Below are 18,797 nucleotides of genomic sequence, written 5' to 3'. Positions count from 1 at the left end.
TGCAGGGGCCTCAGAGACTTCGGACGTAGGCGAACGCCTCGCGGGCGAACGCACTCCACCTGGCCTCTGTCTCCGGCACTCCGTCCGCTGGCGGGATCGCGATCCACTCGCGCATGGTGCGCGCTCCCATGGTGACCGGTTCAGCATCACCCGCGTCAACCAGGGCATCCGCGCGTTCCCGCGGCAGCTTCACAAGAAAGCGGTTCTCCGATCCCAGGAACGCCACGATCGCCTCTCCCGCTCTGAGCCCGGGGCTCCGGAACATGGTCCCCACTTCGATGGGGCCGTCCTTTTCGAGCGCGGCCGCGATCCGGTAGAGAATCTCGACTGATTCTTCCGGCACGTTTCTCATGCTCGCCCCGTCCTCGCAGTCATCGACAGCACGGCGCCATCCTAGGACCACCACCGGCGAGGAGGCCAGCGACTGCCGCGGAACCGGTCGCCGACATCGGACCACAACCACAGCGACCGCGAGGTACCGGGAAGTGCTCTGAGACGGTCCCGCCAAGGTGTCTCAGAACACTTCCGGGCACCTCGCGGCATCCCTGTCAGGCTGGCTGCATGGCCTGGCTACCGGCTCTGGTGCAGCCTGTAACGCAGCGAGGCGAGCTCGGCGCGGAGGGCCGGTGGCACCCTGGAGCCGAAGGTGTTGAAGAACTCTTCGGTCAGGTCGGCCTCGACCAGCCATGACTCAGGATCGATGGCGAACAGCGCCTCAAGAGCGTCATCGGAGACGTCGATACCGTTCCGGTTGAGGTCTGCGAGCACCGGGATGCGACCCGCGGGCGTCTCCTGCGCCGGCACCTGTCCCTCGATGCGGCGAACGATCCACTCGAGCACCCGCGAGTTCTCGCCGAAGCCCGGCCAGAGGAAACCGCCGTCGGCGCCCTTGCGGAACCAGTTGACCTGGAAAATTCGCGGGGCCCGGTCGAAGCGGAGCTTCTGACCAACCGCCAGCCAGTGCGCCCAGTAGTCGGCCATGTTGTACCCGCAGAACGGGAGCATCGCGAACGGATCGCGCCGCAGCTCACCGACGGTTCCTTCGGCGGCCGCCGTCTTCTCGCTTGAGATGGTCGCGCCCATGAATACGCCGTGGGTCCAGTCGGTGGCCTCGACGACAAGAGGGACATTGGTGGCGCGCCGCCCGCCGAACAGTACGGCGTCGAGAGGAACGGCATCCTCCCAGTCATCGGCGATCGACGGGCACTGGGCTGCTGCCACGGTGAAGCGGGAATTCGGGTGAGCCGCCAGCCGCCCGGAGTCGGGCGTCCAGTCGTTGCCCTCCCAGTCGATGAGGTGATCGGGAGCCGTATCGGTCAGGCCCTCCCACCAGACGTCCCCGTCGTCACGCAGCGCAACGTTGGTGAAGATCGTGTTGCCCCAGAGCGTTTCAACGGCGGTGACGTTGGTCGACTGGCCGGTGCCGGGGGCGACGCCGAAGAATCCGGCTTCGGGGTTGATGGCCCACATCCTGCCGTCCTCACCGGGGCGGAGCCAGACGATGTCGTCACCGAGGGTCTCGATGCGCCAGCCCGGGATCGTGGGGCGCAGCATCGCGAGGTTCGTCTTGCCGCAGGCGGACGGGAACGCGGCAGCGACGTGGTACTTCTTGCCTTCGGGCGAGATGATGCGAACGAGGAGCATGTGTTCGGCGAGCCAGCCCTCGTCGCGCCCCATGACGCTCGCGATGCGCAGCGCGAAGCACTTCTTGGCCAGCAGGGCGTTGCCGCCGTAACCGGAGCCGTACGACCACACCTCTCGCGATTCGGGGAACTGCACGATGTATTTGGTTTCGCTGCACGGCCAGGGCACATCTTCATCGTCTGGGCCGAGCGGCGCACCGACCGAGTGCACGGTCTTCACCCAGGGAACACCGTCAGCGATGAGGTCGAGAACCGTGTCGCTCGCGCGGGTCATGATGCCCATGGAGAGCACGGCGTAGACGGAATCGGTGATCTGAACCCCGAGCTGTGAGAGCGGGCCACCGACAGCGCCCATCGAGAACGGAACGACGTACATCGTGCGACCGCGCATGCTTCCCGAAAAGACAGCATCCAGTTCACCACGCATCGACTCGGGGTCCTGCCAGTTGTTCGTCGGCCCCGCGTCCTCTTCCCTGTCCGAGCAGATGAAAGTGCGGGATTCGACCCGGGCGACATCGCTCGGCGCGCTCCTGGCGAGGTAACTGTTGGGGCGCCACTCAGGGTTGAGCTTGATGAACTTGCCCTCGGCGACCATCTGCTTGGTCAGCCTGTCACTCTCACGGACCGACCCGTCACACCAGACGACCTCGTCGGGCTGCGCCAGTGCGGCAATCGAGTCGACCCAGGCACGAAGTTTGTCGAGGGGGGCGGATGCTTCGGTGCCAGCGGTCGGGGCGGACTCCGTCTCGAGGAGCCCGGGGGTCGGAGTGGTGACCGTGAGACGGTCGACTTCGGCGATCGACATGGGAGCTCCTCTGCTGCGTTGCGTGCTGTAAAAGTTGACCTGCATCCACTCTCACAAAGAAATCCCCCGGATAATCAAGAAAGTGACGTTAAGAATCGCCCTTCTTTCGGTTACGGTAAAGGCATGACTCGACCGACCTCCGATCTCTCCACGCTGGGGCATCGCATCCGTCACTTTCGAACCGAGCACAACCTGACACTCGATGATCTCGGGGAGCGCGTTGATCTCGCCGGAAGCCAGCTCTCCCTCATCGAGAACGGCAAGCGCGAACCCAAGCTCTCGACGCTCCAGGCGATCGCAACCGCCCTCGGTGTGGCGCTGACCGATCTGCTGTCGAACGAGGCACCGAACCCGAGGGCGGCGCTCGAGATCGAACTGCGACGCTTCCAGCAGAGTTCGCTGTACACCGAGCTGGGCCTGCCCGCCGTCAAACCGACGAAAGGCATGAGCGATGACGCACTCGCAGCACTCGTCGGCCTGCACCGCGAACTCCAGCGGAAGGCGACGGAGGCGATCGCCACGCCCGAGGAGGCCCGTCGCGCGAACACCGAGCTGCGGGAAAACATGCGCGAGCGCGACAACTACCTGCCGGAGATCGAGGAGCTCGCTGAAGCCCGCCTCGCAGCGGCGGGTCACGTGCGCGGAGCGCTCACCCACCGCACGGTGAGCATCATGGCCGAACAACTCGGCCTGAGCCTGATCTACGTCAATGACCTGCCGCACTCAGCGAGAAGTGTCACCGACCTCGCCAACGGCCGGATCTACCTGCCGCCAGCCTCCATTCCCGGGGGTCACGGCCTCCGGTCGATGGCACTCCAGGCGATGGCGCACCGGCTGCTCGGGCACACCCGGCCGACGAGCTACGCCGCGTTTCTGCAGCAACGGCTCGAGATCAACTACTTTGCCGCCTGTTGTCTCATGCCGCAGAAAGCCGCCGTCGACTTCCTGACCCAGGCGAAACGCGAACGGAACCTGGCGGTCGAGGACTTCCGTGACGCGTTCGGCGTGACCCATGAGGCCGCGGCGCTCCGGCTGACAAACCTCGCGACGAGGCACCTCGACATGCCATTCCACTTCCTGCGGGTCGGTGAGGACGGTTCCCTCGCGAAGGGCTACGAGAACGACAACCTTCCGCTTCCCGTCGACGTCACCGGCGCGATCGAGGGCCAGCTGGTGTGCCGCAAGTGGAGCGCCCGAAGTGCGTTCGAACGCACCAACCGCACGACGGAGCTCTACCAGTACACCGATACTCCCGCCGGCACCTTCTGGTGCGCAACACAGACGGGCACGACCAGCGCTGGCGAATTCTCGATCTCGGTCGGGGTGCCGTTCAACCAGGCGAAATGGTTCCGCGGGCGGGAGACGACGGCGCGCGCGACGTCGACCTGCCCCGACCCGTCGTGCTGCCGCCGTCCGCCGTCCACGCTCGCCGAGCGCTGGCGCGACAACGCCTGGCCGAGTGCGAGGTTGCACGCGCACGTGCTCGCTCCGCTGCCGAGCGGGACTTTTCCCGGTGTCGACGACTCCGAGGTGTACACCTTCCTGGAAAGGCACTCCACGGAGTAAGCACCCAGTACGCACCGAGTAGGCGCCTCCGGCAGCACGCCGACAGCGCCCCGCGGGACCCCTGCTCGGCAGGGCACCGCGGTTCGGGTCAGGCGGGTCGACCAGCGCGGGACGCGTCCTCCGGTTCCTCGGTAATCGTCAGGCCCAGGGGACCGTACGACGAACTCATCATCGACTCGAGCCACTGTTTGTTCAACGTGGGCGACGCGTCGGCGCTGAAATGGAACTGCAGCGGTATGGCCGGCGACAGCCACAGCGAGGTACGCCCGAGTTCCTGGTCGGGGCCGAGTGGCCAACTGAGGTAGAAGCCTTCCCGGCGACGAAGCTTCGACCCGATAACCACCTTCAGGTGCGCGAGGAGTCGGTCCTCGAACTCATAAGTCTCGCCGAAGCCGTAGACCAAACTTCCCAATCTCTTCATTTCTCCTTAGCTTGTTGACGCCCATCGGCGCATCGGTTACCACCTGTGTTGACACACGCCCGGATGGCACGGGAAATCTGGATTATTGATGTGAGACTCACACGGGCTGGCGCGGACGACCGTCAGTCGGAAGCACCGGACGCGGTCGTCCCACCCGCCGAGCTGCCATTGAGGTTTCCGCGCGGCTCCCGACCGGGCCAGCGCTGGCGCTGGTAAGAATCGCGCCGCTTTTCTCATGCCCGAACTGAGCACTTCCCAATGTAAACGGGTAAATAAAATGCCGCTGGGACTTGACTTTGGGTGCCTTGATTTATGACCCGCCTGGGACGACTCAGCCGAGAGCCCACATCGCGACAGCACTGGCTGCAGCAACGTTGAGCGAATCGATGCCGTGCTTCATCGGGATCTGGACGACGGTATCGGATGCCGCTATCGCGTCTCTGGTCAGCCCGTCACCTTCAGCGCCGAGTACGAGGGCCAGTCGCTCGTGCGATGCCCCGTCGAAGTCCCGCAGGCTCACGGCATCATCGTTCAGCGCGAGGGCGGCAACGTGGAAACCCTGCTCTGTCAGCAGGGCGCGGGTCGATGACCAGTCTCCGACCCTGGTCCACGGCACCTGGAGCACGGTGCCCATCGACACCCGAATGGCGCGTCGATAGAACGGGTCGGAACAGCGCGGCGTCACGAGGATGGCATCCGCCCCGATGGCGCCCGCTGAACGGAAGATCGCGCCGACGTTGGTGGGGTCTGCCACATTCTCGAGGATCACGATGCGGCGAGCGCCGGCGAGCAGTTCTGCCGGCTCGGGCAACGCCGGTCGGTGCATCGACGCGATGAGTCCGCGGTGCAGCACATAGCCGGTCAGACCGGCGAGAAGCTCCCCCGGCCCGACAAACACGGGGACGTCGGCAGCGTCCTCGCCGAGTGCCTCGATGGCCGCATCAGCGCTCGTCCCGAGCGCGAGGACGGAACGGGGTCGGTGACCGGCACGCAGTGCGCGCTGGAACACGAGCAGCGATTCGGCGAGGTAGAGGCCGTGCTCTGTCCCCCTGGCCTTCTTCAGCGCGACGTCGGTCAGGTGCGCATAATCGGTGAGGCGCGGGTCGCTGAGGTCGGAAATCTCGATAACGGGCACTGCGCGAGTTTACCGACCATAGGCCCAGGACTAGACTGCCCGGTGTCAACGGCATCGCGCCGTGCGCTCGGAAAAGGGGCGTTGAACGAGGTCGGCACAGGCCCCGCAAGACATATACGGAACTCACCCGCCGCTATATGACTTCGAGGACAGCCATGACCACCGTCGCCACCCGCATCGCCGAGGCCCTCGCGCCGTCCGTCTCCCACGCCTTCGGGGTGATGGGCAACGGCAACGCCCACGTCATCGACGCTCTCGGCCGCACCCCCGTCGTCTATACCGCCGTGCGGCACGAGGCCGCAGCGGTGGCGGCCGCAGACGCGTTCTACCGGGCAAGCGGCAGGCTCGCCGTCGCGACCACAACCTACGGCGCCGGCTTCACCAACACGGTCACGGCCCTCGCCGAGGCTGTGCAGGCCGGCACTCCGCTGCTGCTGCTCGTCGGTGATTCACCTACCACCGGGCCACGGCCGTGGGATATCGACCAGCGTGCGCTCGCGGCATCCGTCGGTGCTCGCACATTCACAGTGAGCGCAGCGGATGCCGGTTCCGTCACGGTCGCCGCCATCGGTCACGCGCTCACCCACCGCACGGCGGTCGTGCTGGCGATCCCCTCCGACCTCGCGACAGCCGACACCGCCGAAGAGGGAGCGCTGCCCCGCGTGGCGCACTCCGCGCCTGTGGAACCGAAGGAGGCGGACATCGCCGCTGCCGCGCGTGTGCTGTCCGGCGCCAGACGCCCCGTCATCCTTGCCGGCCGCGGCGCCTGGCTGGCCGGAGCCGGCGAACCGCTCAGCCGGCTCGCGGACGCGCTCGGTGCCCTCACCGCGACCACGGCGCTCGGGCGCTCACTGTTCTCCCGCCCCGAGTTCGATCTCGGCACCGTCGGCGGGTTCGGGCAGGACGAGGCAATGCGACTGATCGGTGAGGCCGACGTCGTCCTCGTTGCTGGCGCGGGTCTCAACCACTTCACCACGAAGTTCGAGACACTGTTCGGCCCGGCCACCGCTGTGGTCCGGATCGATGATCGCGAACCGGCCGCACACCCCGCTGTCACACTGGCGGTTCCCGGCGACGTCGCCCTCACCGCGAACGCCCTCCTGGCCGCCGTCCCGCCCGCGCCGCGACACTCAGTGGGCTGGCGTAACCGGTTGGCAGCGGATGCCTCGAGGTTCCGCGTTCGCGAACCGGGCGTCGGCACGCTCGAGGACGGCAGGCTCGACCCCCGCAGCGTCGCGATCCGACTGGCCGGCACTCTGCCCGAGGACCGGGTGACGGTGACCGACGGCGGACACTTCCTCGGCTGGTCCAACACCTACTGGAGTGTCGCGTCGCCGAACCGATCGCTCATGGTGGGAACCGCGTTCCAGACGATCGGCCTTGGGTTCGGCAGTGCCGTCGGCGCGGCAGCTGCCCTCCCGGATGCGACCCTCGTGGTCTCCACCGGCGACGGCGGTGGACTGATGGCTCTCGCCGACCTCGATTCGGTCATCCGCACGGCCAGGCGGGGGATCATCGTTGTCTGGAACGACGCGGCGTACGGTGCCGAGATTCACTCGTACGGGAGGCAGGGCCTCGGCACAGCACCGATGCTCATCGACGAGGTCGACTTCGCCGGCATCGCGCGGTCCCTCGGCGGCAGGGGTGACGTCATCCGTTCGCTCGACGACCTGGTGGACTTCGAGTCGTGGGTCGCGTCGGCAAGCGACGGCGTTTATCTCCTGGACTGCCGGGTCTCCCCCGCGGTCGTTGCGCCGTTCTACCGCGAGATCGTCGAGAACACGGCTGCGTCAGCTGGGGTTCTGACCTAGGGTCGCCTCGCGACACTCTGCGGAGTAGCGTGAGGACGTGTCCGTTACCGCCACCGACGCACGGGACGCTCACGCCATGGGCGTCGAGCGGCTTCTGCAGAGCTATCGGGCGCTCCCGCCCACGGCAACCGTACGGCTCGCCAAACCCACGTCCAACCTCTTCCGGACGCGCGACAGGACAGGCAGCACTGGGCTCGACACGTCGGGACTGACCGGCGTCATCGCCGTCGATCCCCTCGCGCGAACCGCCGATGTGGCCGGCATGTGCACCTATGAGGATCTCGTCAAGGCGACACTGGCCTTCGGCCTCGCACCCCTCGTGGTGCCACAGCTCAAAACCATCACCCTCGGTGGCGCCGTCACCGGTCTCGGGATCGAGTCGACGTCATTCCGAAACGGCCTGCCGCACGAGTCCGTGCTCGAGCTGGACATCCTCACCGGTTCCGGCGAGCTGCTCACCGCATCTCCGGCCGAGAACGCGGATCTGTACCGCGCGTTCCCGAACTCGTACGGCACCCTCGGCTATGCGGTACGCCTCCGCATCGAACTCGAGAGCGTGGAACCCTTCGTCGCGCTCCGGCATGTGCGGTTCAACTCCATCGCTGACCTGGTGGCAACGATGCGGCGAATCACCGAAACCCACGAGTTCGACGGCGCCACCGTCGACTACCTTGACGGCGTCGTCTTCAGCGCGAACGAAAGCTACCTGTGTCTGGGCGCACAGACCGCGGCCCCCGGCCCGGTGAGCGACTACACCGGGCAGCGCATCTACTATCGTTCGATCCAGCACGCCAGCGGCGTCAGCCACGATCGGCTCACCACCTCCGACTACCTGTGGCGGTGGGATGCCGACTGGTTCTGGTGCTCCGCCGCGTTCGGCGTCCAGCATCCGTTGGTCAGGCGTCTCTGGCCTCGGCGCTACCGCCGCAGCAGCAGCTACGGCGCGCTGATGAAACTCGAGCGACGGTTCGACATCGGAAATCGCCTCGAAAGCCTCAAGGGGCGCCCACCGCTCGAACGTGTTGTGCAGGACGTGGAAGTACCGATTGACCGATCCGCTGACTTCCTGGAGTGGTTCCTCAGGGCGGTGCCCATCTCCCCGGTCTGGCTGTGCCCGTTGACCCTGCGCGACGATACGGGCTGGCCGCTCTATCCGATCAGGCCAGGTGAGTCGTACGTCAACGTCGGTTTCTGGTCCGCGGTCCCGGTCGGTTCGAGCGAGGGGGAAACGAACCGCCTCATCGAACGGACGGTCGACCAGTTCGACGGACACAAGTCGCTGTACTCGGACTCGTACTACTCCCGGCAGGAGTTCGACGATCTCTACGGTGGCGAGACCTATCGCGAGGCGAAAAGGCGCTACGACCCGGACTCACGACTCCTCGACCTCTATCAGAAGGCGGTGCAACGACGATGACGACGGTACACGAAGGTACGCCGGAAACGGCCCAGAAGAACGACAGGCTGACGCTCGCTGAAATTCTGGAGATTTTCGCGGGCGGACGGCTTCCGCTTCGGTTCACCGCGTACGACGGGAGTTCGGCCGGGCCACCGGATGCCGCGCTCGGGCTGGAATTGAAAACGCCGCGCGGCACCACCTATCTGGCCACGGGACGAGGAGACCTCGGCCTCGCCAGGGCCTACATCGGCGGCGATCTCGATGTTCACGGGGTCCATCCCGGGGATCCGTACGAACTACTCAAGGCCCTCGCCGACGCGCTGGTCTTCAAACTGCCGGCGCCGCGGGTGATGGCGCAGGTGGTGCGGTCCATCGGCGTCGAACACCTGCGGCCCGTCGCTCCGCCGCCGGAGGAGATTCCGGCGAGGTGGCGCCGCGTCGCCGGGGGCATCCGGCACAGCAAGGGCCGCGACGCCGAGGCGATCCACCACCACTACGACGTCTCGAACACCTTCTACGAGTGGGTGCTCGGGCCCTCCATGACGTACACCTGCGCGTGCTACCCGCGTCCCGATGCGACTCTCGACGAGGCACAGGAGAACAAGTACCGGCTGGTGTTCGAAAAACTGCGTCTGAAGCCCGGTGACAGGTTGCTCGACGTGGGCTGCGGGTGGGGCGGAATGGTCCGTTATGCCGCCCGCCGCGGTGTCAGGGCAACCGGGGTGACGCTGTCTGCGGAGCAGACCTCGTGGGCCCAACGGGCGATCGCAGAAGAAGGCCTTGGCGACCTCGCTGAGGTCCGTTACGGCGATTACCGCGATGTCACAGAGACGGGCTTCGACGCGGTGTCGTCGATCGGACTGCTGGAACATATCGGCGTGCGCAACTACTCCGCCTACTTCAGCTTCCTGCAGTCGAGGCTGCGTCCTGGCGGCCTGTTGCTTAACCACTGCATCACGAGGCCTGACAACAAATCGGAAGCCTCAGCACACGGTTTTATCGACCGGTACGTGTTTCCTGACGGAGAGCTCACCGGCTCAGGTCGGATCATCGTCGAGGCACAGGATGCCGGTCTGGAGGTCCTGCACGAGGAGAACCTCCGCCCGCACTACGCGATGACGCTGCGGGACTGGTGCGCGAACCTGGTCGACAACTGGGACGCGGCGGTCGCAGAGGTGGGGCTTCCAACGGCGAAGGTGTGGGGCCTGTATATGGCCGGTTCCCGTCTCGCCTTCGAAAGCGGCGGGATCCAGTTGCATCAGGTGCTCGCGGTCAGGCCGAACGACCGTTGGTCGTCGGACGCCCTGCCCCTCCGTCCGTGGTGGACGCCCTAACCGGCATCGCTCGAGGCGAGTTCCGCTCCGAGGTGGCCCATCTCGATGAGCGCCGCGTCGCTCGACTCGCGACCGACCCCGGCGATGAGGTCGGTGAACACCCGCACATGCCGCCCGTGCTCGATGGCGTCGAGTACCGACGCACGCACGCAGTAGTCCGTGGCGATGCCCACGACATCGACCTCGGTGACCCCGTGCTCGTCGAGCACGGCTGAGATGCTCGCGCCGTCGGACGCGCCGCCCTCTACCTCGCCGTCATAGATCGAGTACGCCGGTTCGCCCTGGCCTTTTTTCACGTGCATCGTCACGTGGGAAAGGTCAAGCGCCGGGTGATAGTCGGCACCCGCTGTACCGGCGACGCAGTGTGCCGGCCACGTGGTCACGTAGTCCGGGTCGGTGCCGCTGGCCGCGAAGTGTCCGCCGTTGTCAGAATCGGGGTCGTGCCAGTCACGACTCGCGATGACGAGCGCGTAATCGTCCGCCGCCCGCTCGAGGTAGCGGGAGGTGTCGGCCGCGACAGCCGCTCCCCCGTCGACCCCGAGCGCACCGCCCTCGGTGAAGTCGTTCTGCACATCGATGATGAACAGTGCTTTGGTCATCGCTCCTCCGCTTCGGTGTTCGACTGGTTTACGTCGGTGTTCGACTGGTCTACGCCAGCGTACTCAGGTCGGGGGCCGCTGACCCCACCACGACGCCTATGCCGCCACTTCAGGCGGAGAATCGTGGGGCCGACCCCACACAGCGCCTCGACCCCCGGAATTTCCTCCCGAAACGACGCGACCGCACCCGCCCCACGTAAACGACGTAACAGCCCGTCCAACATGTTGGACAGGCTCGCGCGCCGCCGCCACCGACCCCGTCCGGACGGCTCTGCCGCCACCTCAGGCGGAGAATCGCGGGGGCCAACCGCACAGCACCTCGACCCCCGGAATTTCCTCCCGAAACGACGTGACGGTATCCGCCCTACGTGTTGGAGAGGTTCGCGCCGCACTTGTAGAAACCGGTGGTGAGGGTGTCGATCGCCGTCCTGGCGCCGGCACCGACCTTGCCCGTCGCGTAAATGGCGAAGATGAGCGTCGAGCCATCGGCGGCGTCGATCATTCCCGTCAGGGTATACGCGCTCGAGATCGACCCGGACTTCGCCCGGACGTGGCCGCGAGCCACCGCGTTGGCACCGAAGAACCGGTTCGAGTAGTCGAGGGTGCCTGACTCCCCTGCAACGGGGAGACCGTCACGGATGATGCCCAGGTTGCCCTCCCCCGCGTGGATCTTCAGGAACAGTTTGGTGAAGTACTCGGGCGGCACTGCGTTATTGCGGCTCATGCCCGAGGCGTCAGCGGTGCGAAGTGCGGAGGTATCGATGCCGTACTTCGCCAGGCCCTGCGGAATCGCCGCCGCCATCGCGTCGATACTGCTGCCAAGCCCCAGGGCGATCGCCAGGTGCCTCCCGATCATCTCCGCGAGGGAGTTGTCCGAGGGGATCAGCGCCTGCGGGATCAGCACGGAGAGCGGCTGGGAGGAGACGGATGCCAGTTCAACGGCACCGGAGGGCGCCGTTCCCAGTTCGGTGGGCACATTGTCAAAATACGAGGCGAACGCGCTGCCGGCCCGGCCGATCGGGTCCTCGCCGCGCGGTGAGAGAAAGACTTGCGGGTCGGCCCTGTCCGCGTCGACCTGGAGTGCAGTGATGTGTGACAGCCAGCCGGCTCCGCGCTCGGTGGCAGGCCAGGTGTCTCCCCAGGTCTTCCCCGTGAAGTAGCCGGAGTCGAGCACGATCTTTTCGACCGGGGTGCCAGAGTTCGCGGCCTCATAGGCTGCTTTGGCCTTCGACGCGAGCTCGTCGAGGTGCGCGGCTCCGGTGTAGACCGGCTCCTGGCCCGTTGGCAGCCGGGTCAGGGTGAGGTCACCGCCGCCGACAAGCACGATCGTGCCGGGCTCCGTTCCGGAGACCACCCGCGTTGACGCGCGGAAGTCCGGGCCCAGCACGCTGAGAGCGGCCGCGGCCGTGAGCACCTTCATCGAACTCGCGGTCTGCGATGCCGTGGACGGGTCGCGCTCGAACAGGAGTTCACCGGTCGCCGCGTTGAGGACCTGGGCCTGAAGCGTGCCGAAACGGGTGTCGCCGAGGAGGCCAGCTACCGAACAGCTGCGAAGAGCGGATGCCGGCAGCTCGGTCGCGGGGAGCGGGCGCGGCGGTGGGGTGGTTGCGGTCGGGCTCGGACTCGCCGATTCGTCGACGATAGCGAACGGCGCCGACGTCCCGGGGGTCGCGACCGCGGCCCCGAGGGCGACAGCGCCCGAGCCCACAACGGCAAAGGCAGCGACCGACGCGGCGATCATCCACGCCCTCGGCTTCCGGGCGAACAGGGCACCGATCCCGCCTGCCCGGTGGGTGAGCGGCTGGGGTGACTCCGCTGCCGCCGTGCCGGTCGCCACGGGTGTCTGGTCGTCGGGTCCGGTGATCAGGCCTGCCCCGACGGAGGAGGCTGCGGCCACCGGCGGGATCGCCACGACCGTTGCCGTTTCAGCCGTCAGCGGTGGTTCGTCCATCAGCGCGTCTTCGGGGCGCTTCGCGTCGTCCCCTGACCGGGTGCCGAGCGGTCCGCCATCGACCGGTTCGGAATCGCTGAGCAACCAGCCGGCCTCGTCGTCCCCGCTGAGCGTCCAGTCCTGATCGCCGGGGTCAGTGTCGTCCGGGTCCACGTCGCCCGGGTTCACGTCGTCCCCGCCCACCGAAGGCATCCCGGGCGCGGCTGGCGCGGCCTGGCCGTCGTCGTCGCCTGAGCCCGGGTTGTCGCTCGGTGGTTTTTCACGCACCCGGGCATTTTAGCTGCCTCCGACGTTTGCGCGCAGGACGGCATCCGTTTGGTTTTTGCAGCGGGTTATTCGCCGGGGTAGGCCAGGCCGATTTGGCGGCGAATCTCGTCGAGGGTTCCCATGATCGCCACTGTCTCGTCGAGCGGAATGAGAGGACTCTCCAACTCCCCCGCGGCGACGACGCGCTCGAGCTCTGCGGCCTGGAACTGCATGCCGCGACCGGTCACCGTCGACTCATAGGTCTCGGTCACGGTGCTGGCGGCGTCATAGACGGTGAAGGACGTGGGGGTGTACCAGACCGCGTCAATGTCAATGCGCCCTTCGGTACCGATGATGCTCGCCACGTTCGGGCCCTTGGTATCGCTCGCCGACAGCGTCGTCGCGATGCGCTTGTCGCCGTAGCCGAACAGCGTTGCGACGCTGGCATCGGCGCCCGTGGCTTTGAACGTTGCGGATGCCTGCACCGTATCCGGCGTTCCGAACAGATCGTTCGCGAATGAGATCGGGTAGATTCCGAGGTCGAGCAGGGCGCCGCCACCGAGCGCCAGGTCGTTGATCCGGTGCTCCGGGTCGTCGGGGAGGTCCTGCGTGTGATCGGCGATGATCGAGTGCACCTCGCCGATGGCACCGGACTCGATGACCTCGCGGATGCGAATCATGTGCGGGAGGAATCGGGTCCACATGGCCTCGAGCACGACGAGACCGCGCTCCCGTGCACGATCGGCGACCGCTTCGGCTTCGGGCTTGTTGAGCGTGAAGGGCTTCTCGACGAGCACGTGCTTGCCTGCGTCGAGGGCAAGAAGGGCCTGTTCCGCGTGGAACGGGTGAGGAGTGGCGATGTAGATGACGTCGACCTCGGGGTCCGCGACGAGGTCCTCATAGCTTCCGTGCACAGTCGGGATGTCGAACTGCTCGGCGAACTCCCGCGCGGTGTCGAGACGTCGAGAACCGACGGCCCGGAGCGTGAAGTTGTGGAGAGCGAGGTCTGATGCGAATGCCTTGGCGATGCCGCCCGGTCCGAGAATGCCCCAGCGGAGCCCAGTTGTAGTCACGGCTCTACCCTACTGGCGGCAATCCGACCCGGGGAGATAATTCGGGCTCCCCGAGCGCTCTGCCACGGCGGGCGGATGCTCGCGCTCCGGTAGCAGCACGGCGATCGGATGCTGGCGCTCCGGTTTCGAGGCGGCGCTCACGCGCAGACTGCGTCGCGGCCGGTCCCCCGCATAGGGGACTGGGTTTACCGGTAGGGCTGTTCTAGGCTGACTCCGGGCAAGGGAGATTTGCCCGATCGGTCACGAAAAAGGCCCCTCCCACCGCCGGATGGCGACTGGAGGGGCTCCCGATTGGGGGCACAGTCGGGAGCACGCCAACCCGAAGGCTTTGCGTGCTTGGTTCGACGGTAGCAGGGGGATGCTCCGGGTCGATAGACCACCCTTTGGGGGGCACGCGACGAGATCCAGCCCGCGGCGATCAGTCTGCGCGGGACATTGCCGCCGCTAATGAGCCGGGTAGTTCACACGTGGGTCTCGGCGGGCCCGATGTCTCGCGGCGACCGTTGCGCCACCCGTGCCCGTCGGCGATCCAGATAGTTCATCGCCGGCGTCGCGACAACACCGTGGATGACGATGGATCCAAGGACAACCAGTGACGCTATCGCCCAGAGCCGATCCGGGTGCGGAAAGTTCCCGTGCTGGAGCCCATACGCAATGTAGAACAGGCTTCCGACGCCTCGAACCCCGAAGAACGAGATGACCCCACGTTCGCGTGGGCCCGTCTTGCCGAAGGCCAACCCGATCCAGCCCGCCAGAGGACGGATGACGAGGAGGAACAGCACCGCAAGCACCACGTCAACCCACTGCAGGCTTTCAAACAGTCCCCGGGCAATGGCGCCGCCGAGGAGGATGAGCACAACGACGGTGAGCAGCCGCTCGATCTGCTCGACGAAACTGTGCAATACCCGGTGGTATCCGTGAGCCCGCTCGGCGGCTCGGATGGTGCACGCGCAGACGAACACCGCGACGAACCCGTAACCCTCTGCCAGTTCTGTGACGCCATACGCGAGGAAGGTCGCGGCGAGGGCGATGAACCCTTCGGCTCGCTCGGTCAGTTTCAGGCGTTCGCCAGCTCGGGAGAAGAACAACTTGCCGAGCAACCAGCCCACGGCGATTCCGCCGAGAAATCCCATGCTGAGACGCCAGGCGAGATCCACCGCGACCCATTCCCCCAGCCAGCCACCCGGCGCGATACCGGCAATGCTGATGGCGATCGCCGCGTAGGTGAACGGGAATGCCAGTCCGTCATTGAGTCCGGCTTCGGATGTGAGCGCAAGTCTGGCCTCGTCATCATCCACCTCCTCATCGACGACAGGTTCGCTGACCTGCACCTCGGTGGCGAGAACCGGGTCGGTCGGCGCCAGCGCCGCTCCCAGAAGAAGCGCACTCGCGACACCGAGACCAAGTGCGCTGACGCCGAGTACTGTGACGGCGAGGATGGACAGCGGCATGGTGATCGCAAGAAGACGCCACGTGGTCGACCATCGTTTCCACCCGACAGGTCGGTTGATCGCCAGCCCAGCGCCCATCAGCGAAACAATGACACAGACCTCGGTCAGGTGAAGTGCAATCTCCGTGTGCGCGAGCGGGTCAGGGTCCGGCAGGTCGGGTATCAACGCGAACCCAGCGATTCCGGCCGCGAGGAACACCATGGGCGTCGATATCGGAAGACGCCACAGGAAACGTGGGAGAAGCGCGGCAGCCAGCGTTGTCAGCCCGATTGCCGCGAACACCAAACCGGGTAGATCGAGTTCGATCACGGTGAGAGCATAAGCGTCACCGTGCGGCGCCGGATGGGGTTGACACCACCGAACCGGCGTTCACCCTGATGCCTCGGAAAGGATTACGCGTTAACGAAAACAGGGACCGAAGCCGAAGCCTCGATCCCTGTTTCTGTGTGGAGCCGCCTGTGGGAATCGAACCCACGACCTTTTCATTACGAGTGAAACGCTCTGCCGACTGAGCTAAGGCGGCGTGTTCCGCTTCCGCGAACGGATGCGACGCACACAGCTATCGATCTTACAGCCTCTTCGGGGCAGTCACGACCACGTCAGGAGCACTTGGGGTCCTCCGTCGGCACCTCACCGGAGATCAGGTAGTCGTCGACGACCGAGTTCACGCACTCGCTGCCCTTGTTGTACCCGGTGTGCCCCTCGCCCTCGTAGGTCACGAGAACGCCGCTCTCCAGCTGCTCGGCGAGTGCTTCAGCCCAGACGTACGGTGTTGCGGGGTCGTTGGTCGTACCGACGACGAGAATCGGGGGCGCACCCTCAGCGGTGATCTTCTTGCGCTCTGCGCCGTCGGGGTATGGCCAGTTTACGCAGCTGATGTCTCCGTAACCGAAGAACGGCCCGATGGTCGGTGCGGCCTCAGCGAGTGCTGCGGCTTCCTCCGCCATCTTTGCGGGGTCGTCGTCGTAGGTGTAATCCCGGCAGTTGTACGCGCTGAATGCCTCAGTGGAGTTGTCGCGGTAGGTGCCGTCTTCGTTTCTGCCGTTGTAGGCATCCGCGAAGGAGAACGCGTATTCGGCGCTGCCGCTCATGACGTCCGCGAACATCTCGCTGAGCAGCGGCCAGCCGGACCCGGGCGAGTACAGGGGGTAGATGATGGCGGTGAGGAGGCTGTTCGCGCCGAGCATGCGACCGTCGGTGTTTTTGATCGGGGACGCGTCGACCGAGGTGAGCAGGGCACCGATGGTGGCCATCGCCTCGTCAACGGTTCCGCTGAACGGGCATTCCGAGGTGCCGAGGCAGTCCTCGAGATAGGCGCGAAGCGCGCTCTCGAAGCCCTTGGCCTGGGTGAGGTTGACCTCGAAGATGCTGCTCGAGGGGTCGACGGCGCCATCGAGCACGAGCCGACCGGCTTTCTTCGGGTACAGCTCGGCGTAGGTGGCGCCGAGGAACGTTCCGTAGGAGTAGCCGAGGTAATAGAGCTTCTCGTCTCCGAGCACGGCGCGCATCAGGTCGAGGTCACGCGCGGCGCTGACCGTGTCGGTGAATTCGAGGGACTCCCCCGTGTTCGCGGCGCAGGCGTCGCCATACTCCTTGGAACTCGCTTCAAGCTCGTCGATCCAGGCCTCGCTGCCACGCTCGGAGTTTGCGAGCCCGTAGAGGTACTCGTCCATCTCCTCGGCGTCGAGGCAGCTGACGGGCGTGGATCGCCCGACACCGCGGGGGTCGAACCCGACGATGTCGAATCGTTCCTGGAGCCTGCTGTCCGTGGCGTAATCCACCGAGTCGCGCACGAATTCGTACCCGGAGGCTCCCGGCCCGCCGGGGTTGACGAAGAGCGAACCGATGGCGTTCCCGGATGCCTGCTGCCGGATCAGAGCGAGTTCGATCTCGCCGTCTTCCGGGTTCTCCCAGTCCATCGGCGCAGCGACGGTTGCGCACTCGAACGCACGCTCGCAGTTCGACCAGACCACGTTTTGTCCGTAGAACTCGCGCAGGTTGTCCGCCACGTCTTCCGTGTTCGGCGTCGATGTTGAAACGCTGCCCGGCTGGGTGTCGGGGAAGAATGCGGTCACGCATCCGCTCATCGTCATCACAAGCGCGACAGTCAGGGCCACAATGCCAGCGACCTTCCTGCCGGTGTGTGCCTGACGCAGCCCGCCGCGTCGCTGTGGATCTGTCACTCGAGTCATCTCCGCCTGGTCGGTGCCGTTGTTGTGGTCATCGGATCGCCGTCACCAGCATGGCCTCGAGGGCGAGGGCCGGTGCAACGTTGCCCTCGATGCGGCGCCGCGTCTGCTGGATGGCATCCATCGTCGCCATCGTCTCGGCCGGCGTCCTGGCTTCACCCGCCTCCTCGAGCTGGTCGAGGAGTTCGCGGTTGATGACGGTTTCGCTGCGGCCGAGTTGCAGCATGATGATGTCGCGGTAGAGCGACAGCAGGTCGACGAGGATCCTGTCGATCCCGTCGCGGAGGCTGCGTGTCGCACGGCGCTTCTGGTCGTCTTCGAGCGAACGGATCTGCGATCGAAGCGCGGGCGGCAGGTTCTGGCCCGGCTCGACACCGAGCGAGCGCAGCGCGTGCTCCCGCTCCTCGGCATCCTTTTGCTCGGTGAACGCCTTCGCGTCGTCTCCGGCGATCTCCATCATGCGGGCAGCTGCGCGCACGGCATCAGACACGCTGCGGATGCCGAGGGCGGCCGTAAGCGTTTCGTTGCGCCTCTCGCGGGCGCCGGCATCCGTCGCCAACCGGTGCGCCATTCCCACATGACTCTGAGCCAGCCGGGCGGCGCGCTCGGCGGTCTCAGCGTCAACACCGTCGCGGCGGGTGATGAGTGCGGCGACCTCGTCAACCGACGGCACCCGCAGGCGGACCGCACGAACCCGTGACCTGATCGTGGGGATGAGGTCGGCCTCGCTGGGCGCGCACAGCACCCAGACCGTGCGCTCCGGTGGCTCTTCGAGTGCCTTGAGCAGCACGTTCGAGGTCCGCTCGGCCATACGGTCGGCATCTTCGATCACCATGACGCGGTACCGGCCGATGGCCGGCGAGAACTGCGAACTTCGTACGAGTTCGCGGACCTCGTCGATCTTGATGATGACGTTCGACGTGGAGAGGACTGTGAGATCGGGATGCGTCCGGGCGTCGACCTGCCTCGAGGTGACCGGGTCGCCGTCGGGCTCGGAACTGAGCAGTGCCGAGGCGAACGCGTATGCGAGGTTTGAGCGCCCTGACCCCGGCGGACCGGTGATCAGCCACGCGTGGGTCATCGACCCGTGAGAGTCGCCTCCGCGGTCGGATGCGGCGTCGCGCAGGAGCGATACAGCGTCGCCCTGCCCAATGACGTCATCCCAGGTGGCCAT

General features: G+C 66.3%; 14 protein-coding genes and 1 tRNA gene. 4 read left to right on the top strand and 11 right to left on the bottom strand.

Annotated elements, in window-relative coordinates:
* Positions 1-10 precede the first annotated feature (10 nt).
* Entirely contained in the window at positions 11-343 is a 333-nt protein-coding gene (locus AC1C2M_RS09410; RefSeq protein WP_495436100.1) for a hypothetical protein, read from the bottom strand.
* A gap of 227 nt (positions 344-570) precedes the next feature.
* The gene (locus AC1C2M_RS09405) at positions 571-2,448 is read right to left on the bottom strand and encodes a phosphoenolpyruvate carboxykinase (GTP) (RefSeq protein ID WP_495436099.1); all 1,878 of its coding nucleotides are present in this window, start codon (positions 2,446-2,448) and stop codon (positions 571-573) included.
* 123 nt (positions 2,449-2,571) lie between these two features.
* Between AC1C2M_RS09405 and AC1C2M_RS09400 the strand changes: the two genes are divergently transcribed.
* Entirely contained in the window at positions 2,572-4,014 is a 1,443-nt protein-coding gene (locus AC1C2M_RS09400; RefSeq protein ID WP_495436097.1) for a helix-turn-helix domain-containing protein, read from the top strand.
* An 88-nt stretch (positions 4,015-4,102) separates the two neighbouring features.
* Here the strand turns inward: AC1C2M_RS09400 and AC1C2M_RS09395 are convergent, their stop codons facing one another.
* Both AC1C2M_RS09395 and AC1C2M_RS09390 read right to left on the bottom strand, forming a co-directional pair.
* A complete protein-coding gene (locus AC1C2M_RS09395) occupies positions 4,103-4,435 on the bottom strand; it encodes a DUF7882 family protein (protein WP_495436095.1) in 333 nt (110 codons plus the stop codon).
* A 331-nt stretch (positions 4,436-4,766) separates the two neighbouring features.
* On the bottom strand, positions 4,767-5,570 hold the full coding sequence (locus AC1C2M_RS09390) for a TrmH family RNA methyltransferase (RefSeq protein ID WP_495436094.1): 804 nt from the start codon (positions 5,568-5,570) through the stop codon (positions 4,767-4,769).
* A gap of 155 nt (positions 5,571-5,725) precedes the next feature.
* Between AC1C2M_RS09390 and AC1C2M_RS09385 the strand changes: the two genes are divergently transcribed.
* From AC1C2M_RS09385 to AC1C2M_RS09375, 3 genes are read left to right on the top strand one after another with little or no spacing between them, the layout of a single operon-like run.
* On the top strand, positions 5,726-7,381 hold the full coding sequence (locus tag AC1C2M_RS09385; protein ID WP_495436092.1) for a thiamine pyrophosphate-binding protein: 1,656 nt from the start codon (positions 5,726-5,728) through the stop codon (positions 7,379-7,381).
* Between the two features lie 37 nt (positions 7,382-7,418).
* A complete protein-coding gene (locus AC1C2M_RS09380; protein ID WP_495436090.1) occupies positions 7,419-8,798 on the top strand; it encodes an FAD-binding oxidoreductase in 1,380 nt (459 codons plus the stop codon).
* Positions 8,795-10,114 (top strand): class I SAM-dependent methyltransferase, encoded by a 1,320-nt coding sequence (locus AC1C2M_RS09375; RefSeq protein WP_495436088.1) that lies wholly within the window; start codon positions 8,795-8,797, stop codon positions 10,112-10,114. The genes AC1C2M_RS09380 and AC1C2M_RS09375 overlap by 4 nt, the downstream gene beginning before the upstream one ends.
* On the opposite strand, the gene AC1C2M_RS09370 is transcribed toward AC1C2M_RS09375, so the two are convergent.
* The 7 genes from AC1C2M_RS09370 to AC1C2M_RS09340 form a co-directional block, all read right to left on the bottom strand.
* Positions 10,111-10,713, bottom strand: a complete 603-nt coding sequence (locus AC1C2M_RS09370) for an isochorismatase family protein (protein WP_495436087.1) — start codon at positions 10,711-10,713, stop codon at positions 10,111-10,113. The genes AC1C2M_RS09375 and AC1C2M_RS09370 overlap by 4 nt on opposite strands.
* A gap of 364 nt (positions 10,714-11,077) precedes the next feature.
* The gene (locus tag AC1C2M_RS09365) at positions 11,078-12,931 is read right to left on the bottom strand and encodes a D-alanyl-D-alanine carboxypeptidase/D-alanyl-D-alanine-endopeptidase (RefSeq protein WP_495436086.1); all 1,854 of its coding nucleotides are present in this window, start codon (positions 12,929-12,931) and stop codon (positions 11,078-11,080) included.
* A gap of 65 nt (positions 12,932-12,996) precedes the next feature.
* On the bottom strand, positions 12,997-13,983 hold the full coding sequence (locus AC1C2M_RS09360) for a Gfo/Idh/MocA family protein (RefSeq protein WP_495436085.1): 987 nt from the start codon (positions 13,981-13,983) through the stop codon (positions 12,997-12,999).
* 461 nt (positions 13,984-14,444) lie between these two features.
* Positions 14,445-15,743, bottom strand: coding sequence for a cation:proton antiporter (locus AC1C2M_RS09355; RefSeq protein ID WP_495436084.1), 1,299 nt, complete (start codon positions 15,741-15,743; stop codon positions 14,445-14,447).
* Between the two features lie 138 nt (positions 15,744-15,881).
* A tRNA-Thr gene (locus AC1C2M_RS09350) sits at positions 15,882-15,957 on the bottom strand.
* 76 nt (positions 15,958-16,033) lie between these two features.
* Entirely contained in the window at positions 16,034-17,626 is a 1,593-nt protein-coding gene (locus AC1C2M_RS09345; RefSeq protein WP_495436082.1) for an alpha/beta hydrolase, read from the bottom strand.
* Between the two features lie 28 nt (positions 17,627-17,654).
* Positions 17,655-18,797, bottom strand: coding sequence for a DNA polymerase III subunit delta' (locus AC1C2M_RS09340; protein WP_483405478.1), 1,143 nt, complete (start codon positions 18,795-18,797; stop codon positions 17,655-17,657).

The organism is Mycetocola sp. Y444 (assembly GCF_059445295.1).
Note: the sequence above shows the minus strand (reverse complement) of the source record. Positions and strands in the feature narration are given on the sequence as shown.